The 22,870-nt window shown below is 63.9% G+C and carries 18 protein-coding genes; 14 read left to right on the top strand and 4 right to left on the bottom strand.

Features of this window, described 5'->3' with window-relative positions; translation table 11 throughout:
* The first annotated feature begins 16 nt into the window (after positions 1-16).
* A complete protein-coding gene (locus ABDB87_RS18860) occupies positions 17-2,086 on the top strand; it encodes a M3 family metallopeptidase (protein WP_345929985.1) in 2,070 nt (689 codons plus the stop codon).
* Complete coding sequence (locus ABDB87_RS18855; protein ID WP_345929983.1) at positions 2,083-2,667, top strand: P-loop NTPase family protein; 585 nt, start codon at positions 2,083-2,085, stop codon at positions 2,665-2,667. Before ABDB87_RS18860 ends, ABDB87_RS18855 begins: the two co-directional genes overlap by 4 nt.
* A 91-nt stretch (positions 2,668-2,758) precedes the next feature.
* Here the strand turns inward: ABDB87_RS18855 and ABDB87_RS18850 are convergent, their stop codons facing one another.
* On the bottom strand, positions 2,759-4,069 hold the full coding sequence (locus ABDB87_RS18850; RefSeq protein ID WP_345929981.1) for a hemolysin family protein: 1,311 nt from the start codon (positions 4,067-4,069) through the stop codon (positions 2,759-2,761).
* Between the two features lie 321 nt (positions 4,070-4,390).
* Between ABDB87_RS18850 and ABDB87_RS18845 the strand changes: the two genes are divergently transcribed.
* The 4 genes from ABDB87_RS18845 (at position 4,391) to ABDB87_RS18830 (ending at position 8,432) form a co-directional block, all read left to right on the top strand.
* Positions 4,391-5,218, top strand: a complete 828-nt coding sequence (locus ABDB87_RS18845) for a hypothetical protein (protein WP_345929979.1) — start codon at positions 4,391-4,393, stop codon at positions 5,216-5,218.
* The gene (locus ABDB87_RS18840; RefSeq protein ID WP_345929977.1) at positions 5,211-6,446 is read left to right on the top strand and encodes a S10 family serine carboxypeptidase-like protein; all 1,236 of its coding nucleotides are present in this window, start codon (positions 5,211-5,213) and stop codon (positions 6,444-6,446) included. Before ABDB87_RS18845 ends, ABDB87_RS18840 begins: the two co-directional genes overlap by 8 nt.
* A 29-nt stretch (positions 6,447-6,475) precedes the next feature.
* Positions 6,476-7,447: a GGDEF domain-containing protein gene (locus tag ABDB87_RS18835; protein ID WP_345929975.1), complete on the top strand. Its 972-nt coding sequence runs from the start codon at positions 6,476-6,478 to the stop codon at positions 7,445-7,447.
* 64 nt (positions 7,448-7,511) lie between these two features.
* Positions 7,512-8,432, top strand: coding sequence for a class I SAM-dependent methyltransferase (locus ABDB87_RS18830; protein ID WP_345929973.1), 921 nt, complete (start codon positions 7,512-7,514; stop codon positions 8,430-8,432).
* An 11-nt stretch (positions 8,433-8,443) separates the two neighbouring features.
* Here ABDB87_RS18830 and ABDB87_RS18825 read toward each other — a convergent pair whose 3' ends face one another.
* From ABDB87_RS18825 to nrdD, 3 genes are all read right to left on the bottom strand, one after another.
* On the bottom strand, positions 8,444-8,773 hold the full coding sequence (locus ABDB87_RS18825; protein WP_345929971.1) for a DUF5710 domain-containing protein: 330 nt from the start codon (positions 8,771-8,773) through the stop codon (positions 8,444-8,446).
* Between the two features lie 73 nt (positions 8,774-8,846).
* A complete protein-coding gene (gene nrdG, locus ABDB87_RS18820; protein WP_345929969.1) occupies positions 8,847-9,305 on the bottom strand; it encodes an anaerobic ribonucleoside-triphosphate reductase activating protein in 459 nt (152 codons plus the stop codon).
* On the bottom strand, positions 9,302-11,485 hold the full coding sequence (gene nrdD / locus ABDB87_RS18815) for an anaerobic ribonucleoside-triphosphate reductase (RefSeq protein WP_345929967.1): 2,184 nt from the start codon (positions 11,483-11,485) through the stop codon (positions 9,302-9,304). The genes nrdG and nrdD overlap by 4 nt, the downstream gene beginning before the upstream one ends.
* 302 nt (positions 11,486-11,787) lie before the next feature.
* On the opposite strand from nrdD, the gene ABDB87_RS18810 reads away from it, so the two are divergent.
* The 8 genes from ABDB87_RS18810 (at position 11,788) to ABDB87_RS18775 (ending at position 22,866) form a co-directional block, all read left to right on the top strand.
* A complete protein-coding gene (locus ABDB87_RS18810; protein ID WP_345929965.1) occupies positions 11,788-11,940 on the top strand; it encodes a hypothetical protein in 153 nt (50 codons plus the stop codon).
* Positions 11,937-15,410, top strand: a complete 3,474-nt coding sequence (hsdR, locus tag ABDB87_RS18805) for a type I restriction-modification system endonuclease (RefSeq protein WP_345929963.1) — start codon at positions 11,937-11,939, stop codon at positions 15,408-15,410. The genes ABDB87_RS18810 and hsdR overlap by 4 nt, the downstream gene beginning before the upstream one ends.
* 235 nt (positions 15,411-15,645) lie before the next feature.
* Positions 15,646-17,181: a Fic family protein gene (locus ABDB87_RS18800; protein WP_345929961.1), complete on the top strand. Its 1,536-nt coding sequence runs from the start codon at positions 15,646-15,648 to the stop codon at positions 17,179-17,181.
* A complete protein-coding gene (locus ABDB87_RS18795; RefSeq protein WP_345929959.1) occupies positions 17,178-18,620 on the top strand; it encodes a class I SAM-dependent DNA methyltransferase in 1,443 nt (480 codons plus the stop codon). The genes ABDB87_RS18800 and ABDB87_RS18795 overlap by 4 nt, the downstream gene beginning before the upstream one ends.
* 20 nt (positions 18,621-18,640) lie before the next feature.
* Positions 18,641-20,014: a restriction endonuclease subunit S gene (locus ABDB87_RS18790; protein ID WP_345929957.1), complete on the top strand. Its 1,374-nt coding sequence runs from the start codon at positions 18,641-18,643 to the stop codon at positions 20,012-20,014.
* Positions 20,011-20,865, top strand: a complete 855-nt coding sequence (locus ABDB87_RS18785) for an HNH endonuclease (RefSeq protein ID WP_345929955.1) — start codon at positions 20,011-20,013, stop codon at positions 20,863-20,865. Before ABDB87_RS18790 ends, ABDB87_RS18785 begins: the two co-directional genes overlap by 4 nt.
* Positions 20,866-21,153: 288 nt before the next feature.
* Positions 21,154-22,347 (top strand): AAA family ATPase, encoded by a 1,194-nt coding sequence (locus tag ABDB87_RS18780; protein ID WP_345929952.1) that lies wholly within the window; start codon positions 21,154-21,156, stop codon positions 22,345-22,347.
* A 9-nt stretch (positions 22,348-22,356) separates the two neighbouring features.
* Entirely contained in the window at positions 22,357-22,866 is a 510-nt protein-coding gene (locus tag ABDB87_RS18775) for a hypothetical protein (protein WP_345929950.1), read from the top strand.
* The last annotated feature ends 4 nt before the right edge of the window (positions 22,867-22,870 follow it).

The raw sequence follows: 22,870 nt of genomic DNA, 5'->3' as shown, positions 1-22,870 counted from the left end.
GCCAGAGGAACAGCGCATGAACTCCCCCCTGCTCGATCTCACTTCCCTGCCCCGTTTCGACGCCATCCAGCCCGCCGACGTCGGCCCCGCCATCCGCCAGCTGATGGACGAAGGCCGGGCGCTCATCGCCCGCCAGACCTCGGACGAGATCGCGCCCACCTGGACAGCCTTCGTGGCCCCGATGATCGACGCGGGCGAGCGCCTCTCGCGTGCCTGGGATGTAGTCAGCCACCTGCACAGCGTGAAGGACGTGCCGGAGTGGCGCGAGGCCTACAACGCGCTGCTGCCAGAGATCACGCAGTACTACGCCGAGATCGGACAGAACCTCGCGCTCTTCGCCAGGTACAAGGCCCTGCGCGAGAGCCCGGAATACGCCACGCTGAGCCCGGTGCGCCAGCGCATCGTGGATAACGAGATCCGCGATTTCCGCCTCTCCGGCGCCGAGCTGCCCGATGCGCAGAAGCCCCGCTTCCAGGCCATCCAGCAGGAGCTGGCCGCGCTCGCCGCGAAGTTCTCCGAGAACGTGCTGGACGCCACCAACGCCTTCACCGAACTCGTCACCGATGAAGCGCGGCTGGCCGGCCTGCCCGCCGACGTGATCGCCGCGGCCCGCACCGAGGCAGAAGCCGCCGGCAAGACAGGCTGGCTGTTCACGCTGCGCATGCCTTCTTACCTGCCGGTGATGCAGTACGCCGCCGACCGCACGCTGCGCGAAACGATGTATCGCGCCAATGCCACCCGCGCCTCGGAGTTCTCAGTCGAACTGGGCCACCCCGAATGGGACAACGCGCCCAACATCGCCCGCATCGTCGAGCTGCGCCGCGAACTCGCGCAGATGCTGGGCTACGCCAGCTACGCCGAAGTCTCGCTGGTGCCCAAGATGGCCGAAACGCCCGCCCAGGTGATCGACTTTCTGCGCGACCTCGGCCGCAAGGCCAAGCCCTTTGCCGAGCGCGACATGGCCGAGCTGCGCGAGTTCGCCGCCCGCGAGCTGGGGCTCGCCACGCTCGAAGCCTGGGACGTGGGCTATGCCGCCGAGAAGCTGCGCGAAGCGCGCTACAGCTATTCCGACCAGGAAGTGAAGCAGTACTTCCAGGAGCCGCGCGTGCTCGCCGGCCTGTTCTCGGTGGTCGAGCGCCTCTACGGCGTGCAGATTCGCGCAGACCAGGCGCCGGTGTGGGATGCCGACGTGCAGTTTTTCCGCATCGAGCGCGAAGGCCCGCACGGAACTGAGCTGGTCGGCCAGTTCTACCTCGACCTGCATGCCCGCGCCACCAAGCGTGGCGGCGCCTGGATGAACAGCGCGATCACCCGGCGTGCCACGGCCAGCGGCATCCAGACGCCGGTGGCCTACCTCGTCTGCAACTTCCCCGGCCCGGTCGATGGCAAACCGGCCACCTTTTCGCACGACGACGTGCAGACCCTGTTCCACGAAGCCGGTCACGGCCTGCACCACCTGATGACGCGGATCGAAGAGCTGTGGGTCTCCGGCATCAATGGCGTGGAATGGGATGCGGTGGAGCTGCCCAGCCAGTTCATGGAGAACTTCTGCTGGGAGTGGGACGTGATCAGCAACATGAGCGCCCATGTGGAAACGGGCGAGCCGCTGCCGCGCGCGCTCTTCGACAAGATGCTCGCCGCGAAGAACTTCCAGAGCGGCATGCAGACCGTGCGCCAGCTCGAGTTCGCGCTCTTCGACCTGCGCCTGCACGATGACTGGGTCTTCGATGCGGCTGCCGGCGTGCAGCCCCTGCTCGATGAAGTGCGCCGCGAAGTCGCCGTCAATATCCCGCCGGCATGGAACCGCTTCCCCAACAGCTTCAGCCACATCTTCGCCGGCGGCTATGCGGCCGGCTATTACAGCTACAAGTGGGCAGAGGTGCTGTCGGCCGACGCCTTCGCTGCGTTCGAAGAAGCCCGCCCCGAAGGCGGTAGCGTGTTCGACAGCACGGTGGGCGAGCGCTTCCTGACCGAAATCCTGTCGGTCGGCGGATCGCGTCCGGCGCTCGAATCCTTCCGCGCCTTCCGCGGCCGGGATCCGGAAGTCGACGCCCTGCTGCGTCACAGCGGCATGGTCGCGGCATGAGCCAGGCCAGGCCCGGAGACTGTCCCGGGCCGACATGGCTCAACATCAATGTGGTTGGCACCAGCGGCAGCGGGAAAACGCACTTCTCGCGCCGCCTCGCCACCGCACTGGGTGCACGCTGCATCGAGCTCGACCAGTTGTTCTGGAAAGCGGGCTGGACAGAATCCGGCGATGCAGAGTTCTTCCCGCGGATAGAAGCCGCGCTCGCCGACGGCCCCTGGGTGCTCGACGGCAACTACACGCGCAGCACCCCACTCAAGTGGCGCGATGCAAGTACCGTGATCTGGCTCGACTACAGTTTCCTGCTCACGCTGGGCCGCGCCATCCGGCGTGCGCTGCGGCGCAGCCTCACGCGAGAGGAGCTGTGGCCCGGCACTGGCAATCGCGAGAGCTTCCGGCAACTCTTCTCGCGGGATTCCATCGTCTGGTGGACGATCCGCACCCATGGCAGCACGCGACGGAAATATGAATCCTGCATGATGGATCCGCAGTACGCGGCGATCCGCTTTGTGCGCCTGCGCCACCCCCGCGAAGCGGAAGCGCTGCTCGCCTCTCTCCCGGGCCCGCCATCCACGCCGTAGGGCGCACTGAGCGCAGCGAAGCGCGCCGCAGATCTGTCAAAGAAGCCGGACAAAGCCACGCTCACCGGAGATGCCCCGGGCAAAACAGGCGCTAGGCCGCCGGTCGAGTCTCGCTGCCGGCGCGGCTCGCCAGCACTTGGTCGACCCGGTTGCGGTCGATATCCACCACCTCGAAAACCCAGCCTTCCCAGCTGAAGCGTTCCGCCTTGCGCGGAATGTGGCCCAATGACGCGAGCATGAAGCCGCCGACGGTGTGGTAGCTGCCCATGGCTTCGAGCGGCAACTCGCGCAGGCCCAGCTTGTCACGCATCTCGTCGATCGGCAGCAGGCCGTCGAGCAGCCAGGAGCCATCCGGCCGCTCCACTGCGAGGGCTTCGTCCGGGTCGTCCGAGAAGGGCATCATGTCGCCCACCAGCGAGGTCATCAGGTCGCCGAGCGTCACGACGCCTTCAGTCAGGCCGAACTCGCTGACGACGAAGGCGAAATCCGCCTTGCGCTGGCGGAAGGTGCGCAAGAGGTCGCCCAGCGTCAGCGCGGAGGGCACGAAGAGCGGCGCATCCATCGGCAGCGAACCGAAGTCGATTTCGCCTTCCAGCGAGGCCTTGAGGATGTCATGGCTCTGCACGATGCCGATCACCTGCTGCACATCCCCCTTGCAGACCGGCAATTGCGAATGCGGGGTTTCGACCAGGCGCTTGAGATTGTTCTCGGTGGTGTCGAGCAGGTCGACATACACCACGTCACTCACCGGCGTCATGATGGTCGCCATGCGCCAGTCTTCCAGGCGCACCACATTGCCCAGCAGATGACTTTCCTCGCGCTGGATGGAGCCGGTGCGCTCGCCCTCGGTCACGAAGGCGAGGATGTCTTCCATGCTGGTCACCGCGGGGGCCGCCTGCACCGGCAGCAGCGCGATCACGCGGTCTGCCACGAAGGAGAGGAAGTAGATCGCCGGCGACAAGGCGCGGATGAAAAAGCCCATCAGCGGCGCCAGCGAGGACGCGAGCCGCTCCGGATAGGCCAGCGCGATGCGCTTGGGCACGATCTCGCCGAATACGATGGAAGCTGCCGTCACCGCCACGATCATGCAGGTGAAGGCGATCAGGCCGTTCCAGTCGGCCAGGCCCGGCGCATGCTCGCCCAGCCAGGTTTCAAGCTGGGTCGTCAGCGCGGATTCGCCATACACGCCCATCAGCAAGGCAGCGGCAGTGATGCCGGTCTGGGTCGCGGCCAGCAGGCGGCTGGACTGCTCCTTGATGGCCAGCGCGGCCACCGCGCCGTCGTCGCCATCCTCAGCCATCTGCACCAGGCGGGCCCGGCGCGCGGAAGCGAAGGCCATCTCCGCCAGCGAGAACAGCCCGGACACCGCGATCAGCAAAACCAGGATCCAGAGTGCGGTCATCGGCTCATCCCGTCATGAAAGTCCTGCATTCTAACGCCGGCACGTGCCCGCTCCCCGCGCCGCAGCAGTCGGCGCACCCTCAGGGCGCAAAACGCGTTGCAAACGGCACCGGCCGGCCACCGCCCCACCGGTCGAAGCGGGCATCGGCCGCTTCCGTGAAATCTGTCACAACCCATGACGAAAGCATGCGCCTTTTACATCTTCCGCGCTTGCGGGTGACACCGGATTGAAACTATTTTTTCCCGGTAGTCAAGCATTCACACCCTTCCCGGCAAACAGACCGCCCGGATGGCCACGACCCAGACAGAGAGACCCGCATCCATGACGCAGAAGCGCAAGGGAAAGCTGCATCCGCACCTCCTTGAGGAAACCATCGTCCGCAGTGTCGAGCTGACCCGCTATGCGATCCGCGACGGCAAACCCGACCCGACGAAACCGGTCATGACGACCGGCAAGGAAGTTGCCTTCATCCGCAAGGGCGTATCGGACTGGCATTTCGACATTGCCGCCCGCAAGCCCTTCGTACCGTCGCGCTGCGAACCGCCGATGGCCATCGTCAGCGCGCGCTGGTATTCGGCGCAGCAGGCGCTGGAAAAGGGCATCAAGGTCGTCAGCGGCAGCAGCGCGAACAGCTTCGGCGCGATGGGCGCGCTGCTCGTGCCCGAAGGTTTCAGCATTCCCACGGTGACCGCCACCGCAGACAACGTGCGCTACTACGGGCTGGAGCTGCTGGCGTCCGGCGGAGACCTCGCAGTGAGCTCGCCGGAATACGAAATCGTGCTGATGGAGTACGACTACACCAAGGATTACCGCAAGGACTTCCTGATGAAGACGCACGGCGGCGGCGGCATCTTCGTCGAGACACACAACTTCCCGCACATTCACATTCCGACTTCCGAATCCTGCGGTGGCTGGATCGTGATCGGCAAACAGCTGGACGAAGACAGCTTTGCCTTCACCGGCTTCCGCATTCCCTACGGCCACGCGCTCTACACGCCCGCCAACACCATTCACGGTGACGGCACGCTGGTCGGCAACTATGCGCTGACGGTGGCGGACCCCGCTCTGGCCCAGGCTGACACGGTGCTGGTCTATGACGCTGACACCCTGAAGATGGCACGCGGTGTCGTGCCCGAGTGGCATGACTGAGTCTGCCTCCGACATGCCGACGCCCGACCGCATCCAGGCCCTGCCAGGCATCGGGCCACTCACCGACGTGCAGTTTGCCGGCTATGCACCGGTCTCCGGCGAGCCCGACGACAGCGCCGCCGAGGCGATCTTCTACTGGTTCGCCGGCGAGGCGGACTACCGTGACCGGCCGACCATCCTGTGGTCCAACGGCGGGCCGGGCTGCAGCAGCCTGTGGGGCTTCATGGTCGAGAACGGCCCCTTCGTGTTTCATGAAAACGCCGCTGGTGAAGCGCAGATCGCACGCAATCCGCACGGCTGGAACCGGCAGGCGAACTATCTCGTCTTCGAGCATCCGCTGGGCGTGACATTGTCATTCCCGAAGAAGACTGCCGACCTGCCGCAGGACGTGCAGGCCGGCGTGCGCCAGCTCTACGGCTCGCTGATCGCCTTCATGCGGCGGCATCCGGAAGTGGCCGCCCGCCCGCTGGTGCTGGCCGGCGAATCCTATGCCGGCACCTATCTGCCGCTGCTCGCCGAACTGATCCTTGTAGGCAACCGCCAGCCGGGCAACCCGGTGCTGGACCTGCGCAGCCTGGTACTGGCCGACGCCTGGGTCGACCCGATGACGCAGATGGCGACCGACACTACCTATGCGCTCAGCCACGGTCTGATCACTGCAGCCCAGAAAGCGCAGCTCGACGCGAAGTACGCCCACAACTATCCGCAGCTCAATCAGGCGATCCAGCAGATCTGCGGCCTCTACATGGCCAATACCGCGCAGGCCAGTGACCCGCCTTTCCAGCCTGTGCTGGATTACATCAACCGGCCCGAGGTCCGCGCCGCGCTGCACGCGCCAGCCACCCCGGCGGTCACGGCATCGTGGTCCGAAGCGATCTCCGATCTCTACGCCTTCGGCGTCAATGACTCTGTCATCAGAACGGTGCAGGCGCTGGTCGACGCCGGCCTTCAGCTGATCGTGGTCTCGGGCCTCAATGACGCGAAGGACTGCAACTTCCTCGGCACCGGCGCCTGGCTCGAGAAACTGGAAGGGGACGCTGCCGCCCGCTTTCATGCCGCGCCCACCGTGCAGTGGAAGGAGCCGGGCAAGGACCGGGTCCTGGGATTCTTCCAGGACGGTGGCAGCGTGAGCTGGATCAAGGTGCTCAACGCCGGCCATCTCGCCGCGCGTGACCAGCCCCGGCTGATCGATCTGCTGCGCCGAAGCAGCCGGGCCTGGCAGGACTGATCCGGGCCGACTGGCAAAAAGGAAACCTCATGAGCTACCTCGAACACTTCAAGTCTGCCGAAGGCATCGAACCGGTCGACGACTGGGGCGTCTACAAGACCCTGCTCGAATCCACGCTGGCGATTCCCTGGAAGATCAACTGGAAGACCAAGCAGTTCGACTACATCGGTCCCCAGATCGAGACCCTGCTCGGCTGGCCGCAGCAGAGCTGGCTCGGCGCGATGGACTGGATCGAGCGCATCCATCCCGAGGACCGCGAGGCCACCGCCAGTTTCTGCATCCGCCAATCCGAGGCGGGCGTCGACCACGAGACCGATTACCGCGCACTCAAGGCCGATGGCGGTTATGTGTGGATCCGCGACGTGATCCATGTGATCCGCAACGAAGCCGGCGAAACCACCGATCTCGTCGGATTCATGTTCGACATCTCCCGCCGCAAGCAGCTCGAGGAAGACCTGCTCGCCGCCAATCGCAAGCTCGAGGAGCTCTCCAGCAAGGACGGCCTCACCGGCATCGGCAACCGCCATCTCTTCGACCGCTGCCTGGAAACCGAATGGCTGCGGGCGCAGCGCACTCAGTCCCCTTTCTCGCTGATCCTTTTCGACATCGACCACTTCAAGCAGTACAACGACACCTATGGCCATGTCATGGGAGACGAATGCCTGCGCCAGGTCGCCGCGGCGGTCAGCCGGATTCCGCTGCGCTCGACCGACCTCTTCGCGCGCTACGGCGGCGAGGAGTTCGTGCTGCTCCTGCCCGAAACCCCGCGAGACGCGGCCGTGCGCATCGCCGAGATGTGCCGCGTCGCGATCCAGGGCGCACAGATCGAGCATCGCGCATCGAGTTGCGGCCCGCATCTGTCGATCAGCGTTGGCGTCGCCACGCTGAACCCGGCACCGGGCATCACGCCGGATGTGCTGATCCGCGAGGCGGACGAAGTGCTCTATACCGCCAAGGATCAGGGTCGCAACCGGGTCTGCGCCGCGCCGCAGGCCGCCTGAGCCGGCTCGCGCAGGGCGGGCAGCCGCTGGCACAATGGCGGCCCCGATCCGCCGGTGTGCCCCCATGCAAGCCCTGCTCGATGCCATCCACCATGCCGACCTGTCCGCCGACGCCTGCCGCGTCTTTCATGGCCGCGGCGGGCGGCATCCGGGCTGCGAGCACCTGGCGCTGGACTGGTACGCGCCGGTCTGGCTGCTGACGAGTTTCGAGCCGCTGGATGAAACCGCGCTGGCCGCCCTCCACGCCGCACTCGCCGCGCGCATGGCGCGCGACAATCCGGCGCCGACGCTCAACTGGGTCTGGCAGCATCGCGTCGATGCGCGGGCCGAAACGCGCCTGATGGCCGGCAGCGTGCCGGAACCGCATCTGGCCTGCGAGGATGGTGCGCGTTACGAGCTGCATCTGCTGCGCGGCCTCAATCACGGCTACTTTCCGGACATGGCCGCGGCCCGACGCTGGCTGCGCGGCGAGCTGGCCTCAAGGCCGGGCGCACGCGTGCTGAATCTCTTCGCCTACACCTGCGCCTTCTCGGTGGCCGCACTTCAGGCAGGCGCCAGTCAGGTGGTGAATGTGGACATGAGCCCCGGCGCACTCGCCATCGGCAAGCGCAATCACCAGCGCAACAATCTCGTCGGTGGCGCGAGCTTTCTGCCGCATGACATTTTCAAGTCCTGGGGCAAGATCGGCCGCGGCGGGCCATATGACATCGTGATTGTGGATCCGCCCAGCTACCAGAAAGGCAGCTTCGTGGCCGAGAAGGATTACCCGCGCCTGATGCGTCGCCTGCCTGATCTCGTGGCGCCGGGCGGCCATGCACTGGTCTGCCTCAATACGCCCAAGCTGGGGCCGGACTTCCTCACCACGCTGATGCAGACCGAAGCGCCGGCGCTGGAGTTCGTCGGCCGTCTGCCCAACCCGGCGGGCTTCGCCGATGTGTCAGACGCCCGCGCGCTGAAGGTGATGCACTACCACCGGCCGGCCTGAGCCGGCCGCGCTCAGGCCGGCGCCTGAAAACTCACCGCGCGGCACTGCTCGCAGACTTCCCAGGGCGGGCACTCGCAGCTCACAGACACTTCCACATAGCGGCTGCCCACGATCGGCTTGCCGGAAGTCTCGACCACGCTGCGGGAAGACGTCGCCCGACTCACCGGAGCCGAGGCAGGCGCGGCCGCACCGGCCTCATGCGGCACCGGCGACCACTTCGCGAAAGCGGCCGGGTCCTTGCCATCGGCCACATACCAGAGCTTGCGTGCCGCATCCCAGCGCGCGCCCAGCTTCTTGGCCGCATCCTTCTCGGCGAACGGAACCTTCAGGTCGAATCTCATGTGATGCCCGGTGCAGCGCTGAAAGAGCGGGATTATAGGCGGCGGGCGCCGCTTCGCCGCAGCCGGCTGCCGCTCAGCTGCACTCGCCGGTGGCGAGCCGGATCAGGCGCTGGTTGGCCGAGCCGCGCCAGGGCTTGGTGGTCGGCTGGTCCTGCAGATAGCGGCCGTCGATGAGCACATCCACATCGCGCAGCAGCGGCAGATCGGCCACCTCTTCATGCAGGTATCCGGTCCACAGCCAGATGTCCTTGTCCGGATAGCGCTCGCGAAAGCGCCGGCAGAGGTCGGCCACCGCCTCGCGATTGGCCGGCAGCAAGGGGTCACCGCCGGAGAGGCTGAGGCCATCATGGTCGGCACAGAGATCCAGGATGTGATCGCGCACTGCCGGCGTGAAGGGCTGGCCCGCCAGCCGGTTCCAGGTGGAACTGTTGTAGCAGCCCGGGCAGGCGTGGGCGCAGCCGGTCACGAACAGTGTCAGCCGCAGCCCCTCGCCATTGACGACGTCGCAGGTGTAGTAGCGGTCGTAATTCATGCTTCCTGAAGTTCGGGCCGGCTCACCGCCGGCGCATGCTCCACGGTCTGCCCGGCCAGGTGCTTCACCCGGCGCATCACTTCCTTCTGCTTGCCGGCATTGAAGGGCCGCGCATTCGGGCTGCCGAGATAACCGCAGACCCGGCGCGTCACCGACAGGCTGGCACCGTCATGGTTGCCGCACTCGGGGCAGGTGAAGCCTTCGGCGGTGGCGAGCGCCTCGCCCATGAAGCCGCACTTGCCGCAGGAATCCACCGGCGTGTTGGTGCCGAAGTAGGGCACATGCTCCACCGCGTGATCCCAGATCCGCTCCAGCGCCTTGAGGTTGTGACGCATGTTTGGCAGCTCCACATAGGTGATGTGGCCGCCGGACGCTGCGTCGGCAAAGCCCTTCTCGAAGCGGATCTTCTCGAAGGGCGTCACCTTGCGCGCTACGTCCAGGTGGAAGGAGTTGGTGTAGTAACCCTTGTCGGTCACCCCGGGCAGCTCGCCGTAACGCGCGGTGTCGAGCTTGCAGAAGCGGTGGCAGAGCGACTCGCTGGGCGTGGAGTAGAGCGAGAAGGCCCAGCCGGACGCTTCCTTCCAGCGCCGGGTCGCTGCCGCGAGATGCGCCACCACGCGGCGCAGGAAGTCCTGCAGCGCTTCGTTGTCATACGGATGCTCGCCGCCCGACATCAGCAGTGCCACCTCGTGCAGACCGATATAGCCCAGCGAAATGGACGAGCGACCATCGCGGAAGAGTTCCAGGATCTCGTCATCCGGCTTCAGGCGCACGCCGAAAGCGCCCTCGGTATAGAGGATGGGTGCGATGTTGGCCTTCACGCCTTCCAGGCGCTGGATGCGCGTCATCAGTGCGCGGCGCGCAAGCTCCAGGCGCTCGTCGAGAATTTCGAAGAAGCGCTGCTGGTTCTGCTGCGCTTCCACGGCAATGCGCGGCAGGTTGATGCTGACCACGCCCAGGTTGTTCCGCCCCGCCAGCACTTCGCGGCCGGTGGCATCCCGCCACACCGAGAGGAAGCTGCGGCAGCCCATCGGCGAGACCGGCTCGCTCGAACCGGTGAGCGCGCGGTTGAGCTTCGCCGAAATGATGTCGGGATACATCCGCTTCGAGGCGCATTCGAGGGCCAGCTGCTTGATGTCGTAGTTCGGGTCTTCCGGCTTGAGGTTGAGGCCTTCCTCGATGAAGAACACCAGCTTCGGGAACACCGGCGTGATCCCCTCCTTGCCCATGCCCTTGATGCGCACCTGCAGGATCGCGCGCTGCACGGCACGCTCCTGCCAGCTGCGGCCCATGCCGAAGGAGAAGGTCACGAAAGGCTGCTGGCCGTTGGACGAGAACAGGGTGTTGATCTCGTACTCGCAGGCCTGGATGCCGTCGTAGGTTTCCTTCTCGGTGCGCTCGCGCGCATAGCGCTCCACATCTGCAATGCCATACTGCAGCGCGACTTCGAGGTTCTTCTCGTAGCTCTTCTGCACGTAGGGGGCGAGCGTCTGGTCGATGTTCGGAATCGTCGTGCCGCCATACTGGTGGCTCGCCACCTGGGCGATGATCTGGGCCGTCACCGCGCAGGCCACGCCGACCGACTTCGGGCTCTCGATACCGGCGTTGCCCAGATGGAAGCCGTTGGCCAGCATGCCCTGCAGGTCCACCAGGCAGCAGTTGGTGAAGGGCAGGAAGGGCGAGTAGTCCAGATCGTGATAGTGGATGTCGCCGCTGTTATGCGCCGCCAGCACCTCTTTCGAGAGGAAGTTGCCGGCAAACTGCTTGGACACGATGCCCGCCATCAGGTCACGCATCACCGGGAAGACATTGGCATCCTTGTTCGCATTCTCGGTCACCGCGTCTTCATCGGTCTTGTCGACCAGGCCCATCAGCTGCGCATGCAGCGCCGAGCCGCGCACCCGGATCGTATCGCGATCATGGCGATACTCGATGTAGTGGCGCGCCACCTCCGGATGGGAGCGCATCAGTGCGTCTTCCACATACTGCTGGATCGTCGGGATATCCAGCTGGCCTTCCGGATGCGCACGGCTGCGCGACTCCACCTCCGTCGCCACGCCAAGCGCCACCGCGCTCGGATTATCCATCCCGGCCGCCGTCGCCGCCTTCTGGCAGGCCACCGCGATTTTCAGGATATCGAAAGGCGCGCGCGTTCCATCGCGCTTGAGGACATGGAGCATGGCTTGTCTCGCAGGGAAATGTTCTTGTGAAGTGCAGGGCCTGTTGAAGCATTGACCCGCCTGGAAACACAGACAGGGCGAAACAAGCGCCCTGACCGAGGTACCTACTATATCCACGCAAACTCGAGATTCAAGCCACTAGATCTAGTAGTTTGGCCTGGATCAAGTATTGTGTTCCGGCACTTGATTTCCGCTTGCAAAGCGTGCTCGCCGGAGCTTCCAGGACAGCAGGAAGGCCCCGCCAGCAGCTCCGGGCAAAATGGAATGGGCTTCCGATCGTCTGAATGATTGCAATGTGATCCATGCGCAACAATCGCAATCCGGTCGAGAACAGGCTGCTCTACAATCTGCCGTGCGACCCGGCTCTTTCAAACGCCAGCCGGCAACCGATCAGCGGAGAGAATGCGAACGACATTCCGCCCGCCAAACCGCATCTGACCTGGCCGGGATCATGACAGTGCGCAGCAATTTTTCCTTCCTTGCCGAGCATGACCCCGTTTTCCTGAAGCTGGCCACCACCGCAGAGCAGGTTTTCGCCTCCGACCCGAACACCACCCTGATCAAACTGCGCCAGCTGGGCGAGGCCATTGCGCAGGACATCGCCGCCCGCATCGGTATCGAGATTGACGCCGAAACCAGGCAGGCCGACCTGATCTTCCGGCTCAGCCGCGAGATCAATCTGGACTCCACCGTGCGCAGCCTCTTCCACACCCTGCGCATCGAGGGCAACAAGGCCACCCACCAGTTCCGCACCCAGCACAAGGAAGCCATGGACGGGCTGCGCGTCGCCCGCGCCCTGGCCATCTGGTTCCATCAGAGCTTTGGCAAGGCCGGCTCCGGCTTCAAGCCTGGCCCCTTCGTTCCACCTACCGACCCCAGCGCCGAGTTGGGCGCCCTGCAGGCAGAGATCGCCCAGCTGCGCGCGGATCTGGCCGGCAAACACCAGGCGCTGGACAGCAACCAGCAGCTCGCCGCCCTGCTCGACCGGGAGAAGGCTCAGTTCGCCGAACTCAGCAAGCAGATGGAGGAAGAGGTCGCCGCCTCGCTGTCGCTGGCCGAGGAGCAGAGTGCGCAGGTCGACAAGCTGAAGGCCGAGTTCGAAGCCCGCATCAAGATGCTGCAGGCCCAGTTGGAAGACAGCCAGAAAGCAGCCCAGCAGGTCACCAAGAGCACGCAGAGCGCCGCCAAGCAGCTCGTGCTCACCGAAGAACTCACCCGTATCCTCATCGACCAGCAGCTCATTGAAGCTGGCTGGGAAGCCGACACTCAGCTTCTTGACTACAAGAAAGGTGCCCGCCCCGCCAAGGGCAAAAACCGCGCGATTGCCGAGTGGCCTACTGTCGGCAAGCAGGCGGCGGATTACGTGCTCTTCGCCGGCATGACGCCGCTCGCCGTCGTCGAAGCCAAACGCGAGAACGAGAACGTTGCCGGCAAAATCCCGCAGGCCGAGCGCTATGCCGCCGGTTTCCAGCAACAAGCAGGCTTCGAACCTGCCTGGCAGCTCGAAGGCCGCAGCGCAGGCTGGCCGGATGCTCAAGGGCAAGCGCTCCAGATTCCTTTCGTCTACTCCAGCAACAGCCGCCCCTTCCTGCCCCAGCTTGCCGAGCAGAGCGGCACCTGGTTCCGCGACGTGCGCAGCCCCGCCAACCTGGCTCGCCCGCTCACGGATTTCCATTCCCCGGCTGGCCTGCTCGACCAACTCACGCGCAACAAGGCCGAGGCAGAAGCCAAACTCAAGGCCGAAGGATTCGCCTACCTCAAGCTACGCAAATATCAGGAACTCGCCATCCAGAGCGTGGAAGCCGCGCTCGCCAGCGGTCAGCCCAAAGCCCTGCTGGCAATGGCCACCGGCACCGGCAAGACGCGCACCATCATCGGCCTGATGTATCGCCTGCTCAAAGCCGAACGCTTCCGTCGCATCCTGTTTCTGGTTGACCGCACCGCGCTGGGTGATCAGGCGCTGGACGCTTTCAACGACGCCCTGCTGGAACAGAACCAGCCACTCTCCAAGATCTACAACATTGCAGAGATGGGCGACATGGCGGCCGAGGCGGAAACCCGTGTGCAAGTCGCCACCGTACAGGCCATGGTCAAGCGCATTTTCCAGTCTGACCAGCCACCGGGCATCGATGAATTCGACTGCATCATTGTCGATGAGGCTCACCGGGGCTACACCCTGGATCAGGACATGACCGAGGGCGAAATGCTGGTGCGCGACCAGGCCCAGTACCTCTCCACCTACCGCCGCGTGCTCGACTACTTCGACGCCGTCAAGATCGGCCTCACCGCCACGCCGGCCAAGCAAACCACCGAAATTTTCGGCAAGCCCGTCTACACCTACTCCTATCGCGAAGCGGTGGCGGATGACTGGCTCATCGACCACGAGCCCCCGATCCGCTTTGAGACCCTGCTCACGCAGAAGGGCATCAAGTTCGAGAAGGGCGAAACCGTCAGCGCCATCAATTTCGGCACCGGCGAGGTCGAGCAGTCCGAGCTGGACGACGAGCTCAACTTCGAAGTCGAAGCCTTCAACCGCCGCGTCATCGTTGATGATTTCAACCGCGTCATCTGCGAGCAGCTTGCACAGGAACTCGACCCCTTCGGTGAAGAGAAGACCATGATCTTCTGCGCCACCGATCTGCATGCCGACATGGTCAAGCGTCTGCTCGACGACGCCTTCAAGGCTGTCCATGGTGAAGCCTACGCCGAAGCCGCCGTGCGCAAGATCACTGGCAAATCCGACAAGGTCAGCGACCTCATCCGGCGCTACAAGAACGAGCGCTACCCGAACATCGCCATCACCGTCGACCTGCTCACCACCGGCATCGACGTACCAAAGATCGCCCACCTCGTCTTCATGCGCCGGGTGCGCTCGCGCATCCTCTACGAGCAGATGATCGGCCGCGCCACGCGCCGTTGCGACGAAATCGGCAAGACCGTGTTCAAGATCTACGATCCGGTCGACCTCTACAAAGAGCTGCAGGAAGTCAGCAGCATGAAGCCCCTGGTCAAAGACCCGAACATCACGCTCGACCAGCTCCTCACCGAGCTGAACGACCCGGCCAGTTTCGAAGCCAAGGGTAGCCGCATGGGCGAAACACATGCCCACGACGTGCTCGATGCCGTCAGCCAGAAACTCATGCGCGTGCTGCGCGACGCCACCCACAAAGCCGAGAAGAAGCCCGCCCTCAAGACCCGCCTCGCCGAGCTTGAACAGCACTGGGGCGTGCCGCCGGCAGAGCTTCACAAGCACCTGCAGAAGATCGGCCCCCAAGCCGCTGCCGAATTCATCCGCCAGCAAGCCGGCCTGCTCCAGCAGATCGAAGAAGTCAAAACCCTCATCGGCAGCGCCTACATGCCGGTGCTCTCCGATCACAAAGACGAATTGATGGTCCGTGAGCAGAGCTACGGCAAATACACCAAGCCCGAGGACTATCTCGACAGCTTCGGCCGCTTCATCCGCGAGCAGCTCAACCAGTCGGTCGCGCTGGGCGTCGTCGTCAATCGCCCCAAGGAACTCACCCGCGAGCAGCTCAAGGAAGTACGCCTGCTGCTGGACACCCACGGCTACCCCGAAGCCCGCCTGCAAACGGCGTGGCGCAACAAAACCAATCACGAGATCGCTGCAAGCATCGTCGGCTATATCCGTCAGGCTGCGCTCGGCGAAGCCCTCGTGCCCTTCGAGCAGCGCATCGCCCAGGCCATGGACAAGATCTACGCCCTCACCAGCTGGACGCCCATGCAGCGCAAATGGCTGGATCGCGTCGCCAAGCAGCTCGGCCACGAAATCGTCATCGACACCGATTTCGTCAATCGCGCCTTCCGCGACGATGGCGGCGCCAAGCAGCTCGATGTGCGCCTGGGTGGCAAGCTGCACAGTGTGCTGGATACCTTCGCCGAAGCCCTCTGGCCCAGCGCCGCCTGAGTCGGTTCAAGACAAGCCGGCGGGTGAGCCGAATAGCGTCTGCATTCGGCTCACCCCAATAAAATAAGTGAAAAACCGACATAATAGCCAGATGATTAGTTCAAAAAAGCAAGAACAACAGGCATCTGATCGTTTCAGAAGCCCGAAACCGACATCTCACCCCAAATGTATTTAGCGCAAATCATCAAACACAAGCGCTACAATAAGTCCAATTCCGACAAAGCCACGCCCATCCATGTCCTTGCCAGCGGGAAAACGACAAACCGCCGATCCGCGCCCCATCCTCATCCCTGCCGATGAGGCCGAGCAGCGCAAGCTGCAGCGGCGTGCCAAGGCGGGTGAAATCACCCGCATCGCCGCTGGCGTGTACGCCAACGCTGTCGACCCGGCCGATCTGCCGACTGGCCAGTTCGGCCCGGTCGCCCAGCTCGTGCGGCGCAACTGGCAGGCCATCCTCGGGCACCTGATCCCCGGTGCCGTCGTCTCGCACCTCAGCGCGCTCAAGGGCGGCATCACCCCGGCGGACGAAGTCACTCTCAGCCACCCCACCCGCTTCAACACCACGCTCAGCATGCCGGGCCTTGCCGCCGTGCTCATCAAAGGCCCAGCCGCCTTGCCGGGCGACATGCCTCTGGGCAGCAGCGGCCTCTACTGGTCGTCCCGCCCGCGCATGCTGCTCGAAAACCTGGGCCGCTCGCGCAGCAGCAAGCCCCGCCGCGCGGGCCATGCCGGTGTCGAGGAAAAGCTCGTCGAAATTCTCAACGCTTCGGGCGATGCCGCCCTCAACCGCGTGCGCGACGAAGCCCGCAGCCTCGCCGAAGCCATGGACGCGGCAGACGACTTCGCCACCCTCAACGGCATGATTGGCGCCCTGCTCGGCACCTGGGCGGCCGGCACGCTGCTCACCCCGCAAGGCCAGCGAGTGGCGCAAGGCACGCCGGTCGATGCCGAGCGCCTGCACCGCTTCCAGATCCTCGCCGATGCCCTGCGCGCCACACCCGTGCCGGATCTGGCGGACGCCGCCGCGCAAGACCCGGCCCGCACCCACTTCGCTTTCCTCGAATCCTATTTCTCGAATTTCGTCGAAGGCACGCGCTTCTCCATCGAAGAAGCCGAAGCCATCGCCCTGCAGAACCGCATCGTGCCCAACCGCCCCAAGGATTCGCACGACATCCTCGGCGTCTTCCAGCTCATCCTGCACCCGCACTACCGCAGCAGCCTGCCCGCGCCGGCCGACATTCTCGATGCCCTGCGCGAGCGCCACCTGCGCATGATGGAAAACCGCCCCGAGGTTCAGCCCGGCGAATTCAAGGTACAGACCAACTACGCCGGCGGCACCCGCTTCGCAGAGCCTGCCTTCGTGCGCGGCACCCTGCTCGAAGGCGCCCAGCTCGCCGGCAGCGTGCCCGAAGGCCTCGCCCGCGCCATCTATTACGCCTTCCTCATCTCCGAAGTGCATCCTTTCAGCGACGGCAACGGCCGCCTCTCCCGCCTGCTGATGAACGCCGAGCTTTCCCGCTGCGGGCGCAGCCGCATCATCATCCCCACGCTCTACCACGAGCAGTATGTCGACGCCCAGCGCGCCCTCTCGCGGCAGAACGACCCCGCGCCCCTCATCCGGGCGCTCAGCTACATTGCCCGCTGGACGACCAGCTTCAACTGCACCGATCTGCACGCCACCATTGCCGCCCTGAAAGCCGCCAACGCCTTCGAAGAAGACGCGCGCGAATTCAAGCTGCTGACCCCGAACACCACCACGGAAACACCATGAGCAACAACGAAATCGTCCAGAAACTCTGGAACCTCTGCGACGTGCTGCGCGACGACGGCATCAACTACTCCGACTACGTCACCGAGCTCGTCCTCCTGCTCTTCATCAAGATGGAGCACGAAAACGCCCAGAGCGGCGTCATGGCCGGCCACAAGCTGCCCGAGGGCGCCCGCTGGCCCGATATCGCCAAGCTCTCCGGCCTCAACCTGCTCAACTACTACCGCGAAACCCTGCTCGATCTATCCAAGAGCACCGATCCGCTGCTCGCCGCCATCTACGCCGACGCGCAAACCCGCCTCAAGGAGCCGCGCCACCTGGAGCAATTAATCCGCAGCATCGACGCCATCGACTGGTTCTCCGCCCAGCGCGACGGCCTCGGCGACCTCTACGAAGGCCTGCTGGAAAAGAACGCCACCGAAACCAAGTCCGGCGCCGGCCAGTACTTCACCCCGCGCCCGCTCATCGACAGCATCGTCGCCCTGATCGATCCGCAACCGGGTGAGACCGTGCAAGACCCGGCCGCCGGCACCGCCGGCTTCCTCATCGCGGCAGACGCTTACATCAAGGCCCGCACCGACAACCTCTACGACCTGAAGGAAAGCCAGCGCAGCTTCCAGCGCAACCAGGCCTTCATCGGCATGGAGCTGGTGCCCGGCACCCGCCGCCTCGCGCTCATGAACTGCCTGCTGCACGGCATGGAGGGCGATGAAGCAGGCGTCGTGCATCTGGGCAACACCCTCGGCAATGCCGGCACCGAGCTGCCCAAGACCCACATCATCCTCAGCAATCCGCCCTTCGGCACCGCCAAGGGGGGCGGCGGCCCCACGCGGGATGATTTCACCTTCACCACCAGCAACAAACAGCTCGCCTTCGTCCAGCACATCTACCGGCATCTGAAGGATGGCGGCCGCGCCGCCGTGGTGCTGCCCGATAACGTGCTCTTCGAGAGTGGTGTCGGCGCCGAGATCCGCCGCGACCTCATGGACAAGTGCCGCCTGCACACCATCCTGCGCCTGCCCACCGGCATCTTCTACGCCCAAGGCGTCAAGACCAACGTCCTCTTCTTCGACAAGGTCTCGGACAACAGTGAGGCCGCCACGCAGGAAGTCTGGGTCTATGACCTGCGCGCCAACATGCCCCGCTTCGGCAAGCGCACCCCACTCACCCGCACCCACTTCGCCGACTTCGAAACCGCCTACAGCGCTGCCACCCGCACAGATCAGGGCGAGCAAGGCCGCTTCCGCCGCTTCAGCCGCGAATGGATCAAGGAGCGCGGCGACAGCCTCGACATCGCCTGGCTCAAGGACGACAACGCCGAAGACGCCGCCGACCTGCCCGAACCCGCCGTGCTCGCGCAGGAAGCCGTCACCGAACTCGAAGGCGCGCTGGCCGAACTGCAGGCCCTTCTGCGCGAGCTGGGTGAAGAGGTGGTGGAATGAGCCTCCTACCCGACTCTTGGATGGCTACAGGTTTCTTGTCGGTTTTGGATGTACAAGGCGGCACCCAGCCCCCAAAAAGCGAGTTCATCTACGAGCCACGAGAAGGCTACGTTCAGCTTCTGCAAATCAGAGATTTCGGCGATAGAGCCGTCCCCACCTATATCCCGGACACAAACAAGCTCAAGAAATGCAGTGAGGCCGACGTGCTCATCGCACGATACGGAGCCTCACTCGGGCGAATTCTGACGGGAATGACTGGTGCCTATAACGTGGCCATGGCCAAGGTCGACATTCCTCCAGCAATGGAACGCCGCTTCGTCTACTACCTGCTCAAATCAGAGTGTTTCCAAGCTCCCTTGCGGCTGGTTTCTCGCTCGGCACAGAATGGCTTTAACAAAGAAGATTTGAGTGGGTTTGAAATCCCGCTCGCCCCACTCCCCGAACAAAAACGCATCGCCGACAAGCTCGACAGCACGCTGGCGCGGGTGGAGGCCTGCCGCGACCGCCTCGACCGCCTTCCTGCCCTGCTCAAACGCTTCCGCCAATCCATCCTCGCCGCCGCCACCTCCGGCCGCCTGACCGAAGACTGGCGCGCCACCCGTAGCCCGGATGAAGCGCAGCGCAATCCGGGAACCACCGTCCCGGAATCCGGCGCTGACGATCAGCGTCCCCCTAAGGGATGGAACGCGCTCACGGTTCGAGACCTCGCGCTTGACCTCCGTTATGGCACATCCCAAAAGTGCGACTACCGAGAAGGCGGTCTGCCTGTACTCCGGATACCCAATATTGGCGAGGGCGGGAAAGTTGATTTAACTGATATCAAGCGCGCCGACTTTGCCTCGAAGGAGGCGGAAAAATTAGCACTCCAAGCAGGAGATTTGCTACTGATCCGCTCAAACGGAAGCGTCGATCTTGTTGGGAAATGCTGCATTGTGGAAGGCGATGCCGTGGGCCATCTATTTGCCGGATACCTCATGCGCCTTCGCACAGATCCGAAAAAAATACTGCCGTGGTTTCTCTACTTCGGTTTCTCCGCTCCGGCACAGAGGCAACGGGTAGAGCTGATCAGCAAATCAACCAGTGGCGTCAACAACATCAACTCTGATGAAGTGAAATCGTTGCCGCTCCTCGTTCCGCCGCTCGAGGAACAACACGAAATCGTCCGCCGCGTAGAAACCCTCTTCGCCTTCGCCGACCGCCTCGAAGCCCGCCTCACCACAGCCCGCAAGCAGGCCGAGCAACTCACCCCCGCCCTGTTAGCCCGTGCCTTCCGGGGCGAACTCGTGCCGCAAGACCCCAACGACGAACCCGCCACCGAACTCCTCAAACGCCTCGCCACCACCCGCAGCGAAGCCCCAAAGGCGAAGCGCGGCAGAAAGGCAGCAAACGCATGAGTACCCTGGCAGACCTCAAACCCACCAAGCGGCAACGCGTCATCGACCTGGTTAGCGACGCCGGCTTCGATGTATCCGACTGGGGCAACTACAAGCGCGGGCCAAAGTGGGCCGCTGCCAATCCGAAGTACTGCTACAACTGGGCCTTCGAATCGGATGAACAGGTACTGCTGAGCCTCTGGCATGCGCACATGACAGAAGCCGGCGGCCAGATCGAACACACGTTCAACATCCGCGAATTCAGTCTGGACTGCAAACGCAAGGGGTTGGGCACACTGGGGAAACGAGCCTACGACATGGATCTTGTTTTGCAGCGCGCGCTCCACAAACAGCTCCCCATGCGGGTGATGATCTGCGAGGGCGATATTCGGGACGATGATGATGACCAGGCCGACGCATCAAGGGTGAAGTTTCGCTTGCTGGACGCTGAACCGTGGCACATCCAGCACTATGACAAACTGACCGGGGCCTGCCATCTGGTACGCGGTGCGGCGCCTTCCCCCTACGTGGATCAGTTTTCACTCCCGACCACTCAGCCCGCCAATAAGATTCAGATCACCACCAGCGTCCGCGAGCGGAAAGCCGAAGTGCGGGAAAAAGCACTGCGCAAAGCCCAAGGCAAGTGTCAGTACTGCGACAAGCCGGGCTTCACCACGCACAAAGGTCAGATCTATCTGGAAACCCACCACGTCATCCCGCTATCGGAAGACGGCCCCGATCACGAGCACAACGTCGTAGCGCTATGTGCAGACGACCACCGGCGCGCCCATCACGGAGCCGAGCGCGAAGCCATGCAGAAGCAACTGCTCGCACTGCTCGCCGATTTGTATAAATCACCGTCCGCAACTTGATTGCCAAGGAAAGCGATGCCCGTCCCCGAACTCACAGGCCGCAGTGAAGGCCAGGACTGGCTCTACGCCGGCTGGCTAACCAGTGTGCTGGGCATTGCTGAATCAGGGAAGCTGCCTGTCACCTTGGGCGAGACTGACGAGACCTTTGCCTGTGTGCCAGTGCCACCAGCTCCCAGCCGTGGCTAACGAAGGCCCCGCCCATCGACTTGGCTATTCATACAGCGTGCAAAATGCAATGCGCTAACGCATAATCAACAAATAATTGTTGAAAACACGCGAGCACGTAAAATGCTGCACAGCCTTCGCTTCTCGAACTTCTTCTCCTTCGCGGACGAAACCGAGGTTTCCTTCGTCCTCGACGCCCGCGCGAACGGCACGGAGAGCAGCTTCGCCTCCGCCGCCACCGACCGACAGCTGAGCAAGCTGCTGGCCGTGGTGGGTGCCAATGGCGCGGGCAAGACGAATGTGATCAAGGCGCTGGATTTCCTGTGCTGGTTCGTGACCAAATCCTTCTTCATGGAACCGGGCCATAGCCTCGCCGTGCAGCCGCACGTACTCGAAACCGGTAGCGGCAGCCAGTTCGAGCTGGAGTTCGAAGCTCAGGGCAAGCTCTACCGCTATGCTTTGGCTCTGAACAGGGAGCGCGTGCTGGCCGAGTCCTTGCGGCTCAAGACCAGCCGCACGTTCAGCACCCTCTTCTCTCGCGAATGGGATTCAGCAGCGGGCGTTGAAAAGATCCAGCAACGCGGCTTCGGCCTGCCGCAGAAGCAGGCAGAGCGAGTCAAGCCGCTGGCTTCGCTGATCTCCACGGCCGAGCAATTCGGCGTGGAAACAGCACTGGCGATTGTCGAGGCGCTTGGCCGGCGCCAGAGCAATATCGATGCAATCGGCCGGCAAGCCTTTCAGGGCGCTCCGGATGTCATCAGCGCAGCGAAGTTCTTTGCCGACAACGAGCCGCATCGCGCCCGGATGGCGGCACTGCTGAAGCAATGGGACTTCGGCCTCAACGACGTGCGGCTCGAAACCCTGCGCAGCGTGCGGGATGGCAAGGAGGAGGATGTGCTCGTGCCTTTCGGCATTCACAGCGATGGCGAGCGTGAGATGAAGCTGCCGATGTTTGCCGAATCCAGCGGTACGCAAGCGGCATTCGTGCTGCTCGCGGATTTGCTGCCGGTGTTGGCGGAAGGCGGCACGGTGATCTTCGACGAACTGGAATCCGACCTGCACCCGCTGATGCTGGAGCCGATCCTGAATCTCTTCATCAGCCCGAAGACCAACCCGCACAACGCCCAGCTGATCTTTACCTGCCATTCGGTGGAAATCCTGAATCTGCTCAGGAAGGGCCAGATCATGCTGGTGGAGAAAAACGAGCGCTGCCGCAGCGAGGCCTGGCGCTTGTCAGACATGGAAGGCGTGCGCGCGGACGACAACTTCTACGCCAAGTACATGGCCGGCGCCTATGGTGCCGTGCCCATGTTGTGAGGCGCGCACATGGCAAAGCGCCCGCTACGCAAGACCAACCGGACCGTGCTGATTGTGGTGGAAGGCGAAACCGAAGAGGCCTTCGCCACCCACCTTAAAAGCCTCTACTACCAGCGCGGCATGCGCTTGTCCGTCAGCATCAGGAATGCTCACGGATATGGCCCGGCAGGCATCATCGACAAGCTGAAATCAGTCGCCCAGACGGCGGACTTCGATCATCGGCTCGCAGTGCTGGATGCAGACATTCCGCTGAAGCCAGCCGAAGACAAGTGGTTGCGGACGGCAAAGGTCGAGCAAGTAGTCTCCGTGCCCGCCATCGAAGCGACGCTGCTGGCGATCCTTGGCCAATACACACCGGACCTGACGCCAGCCTGCAAGAACGAGCTGCAGAAGCATGCTCCGGGAGACCCCACGGACCTCCGCTACTACGCAAAATATTTCCCGCTCGAAGTGCTTGAGCGGGCTCGCGGCAAGGTTCCGGTTCTCGATGCGCTGATTGCAGCCGTCAGCACAGAGTAATTTT

Origin of the sequence: Uliginosibacterium paludis (assembly GCF_039631355.1) — a bacterium.
In the GTDB taxonomy this organism is placed as follows: Bacteria; Pseudomonadota; Gammaproteobacteria; order Burkholderiales; family Rhodocyclaceae; genus Uliginosibacterium; species Uliginosibacterium paludis.
The sequence above is the reverse complement of the archived record's forward strand: the minus strand, read 5'-3'. Positions and strand labels throughout refer to the sequence as shown.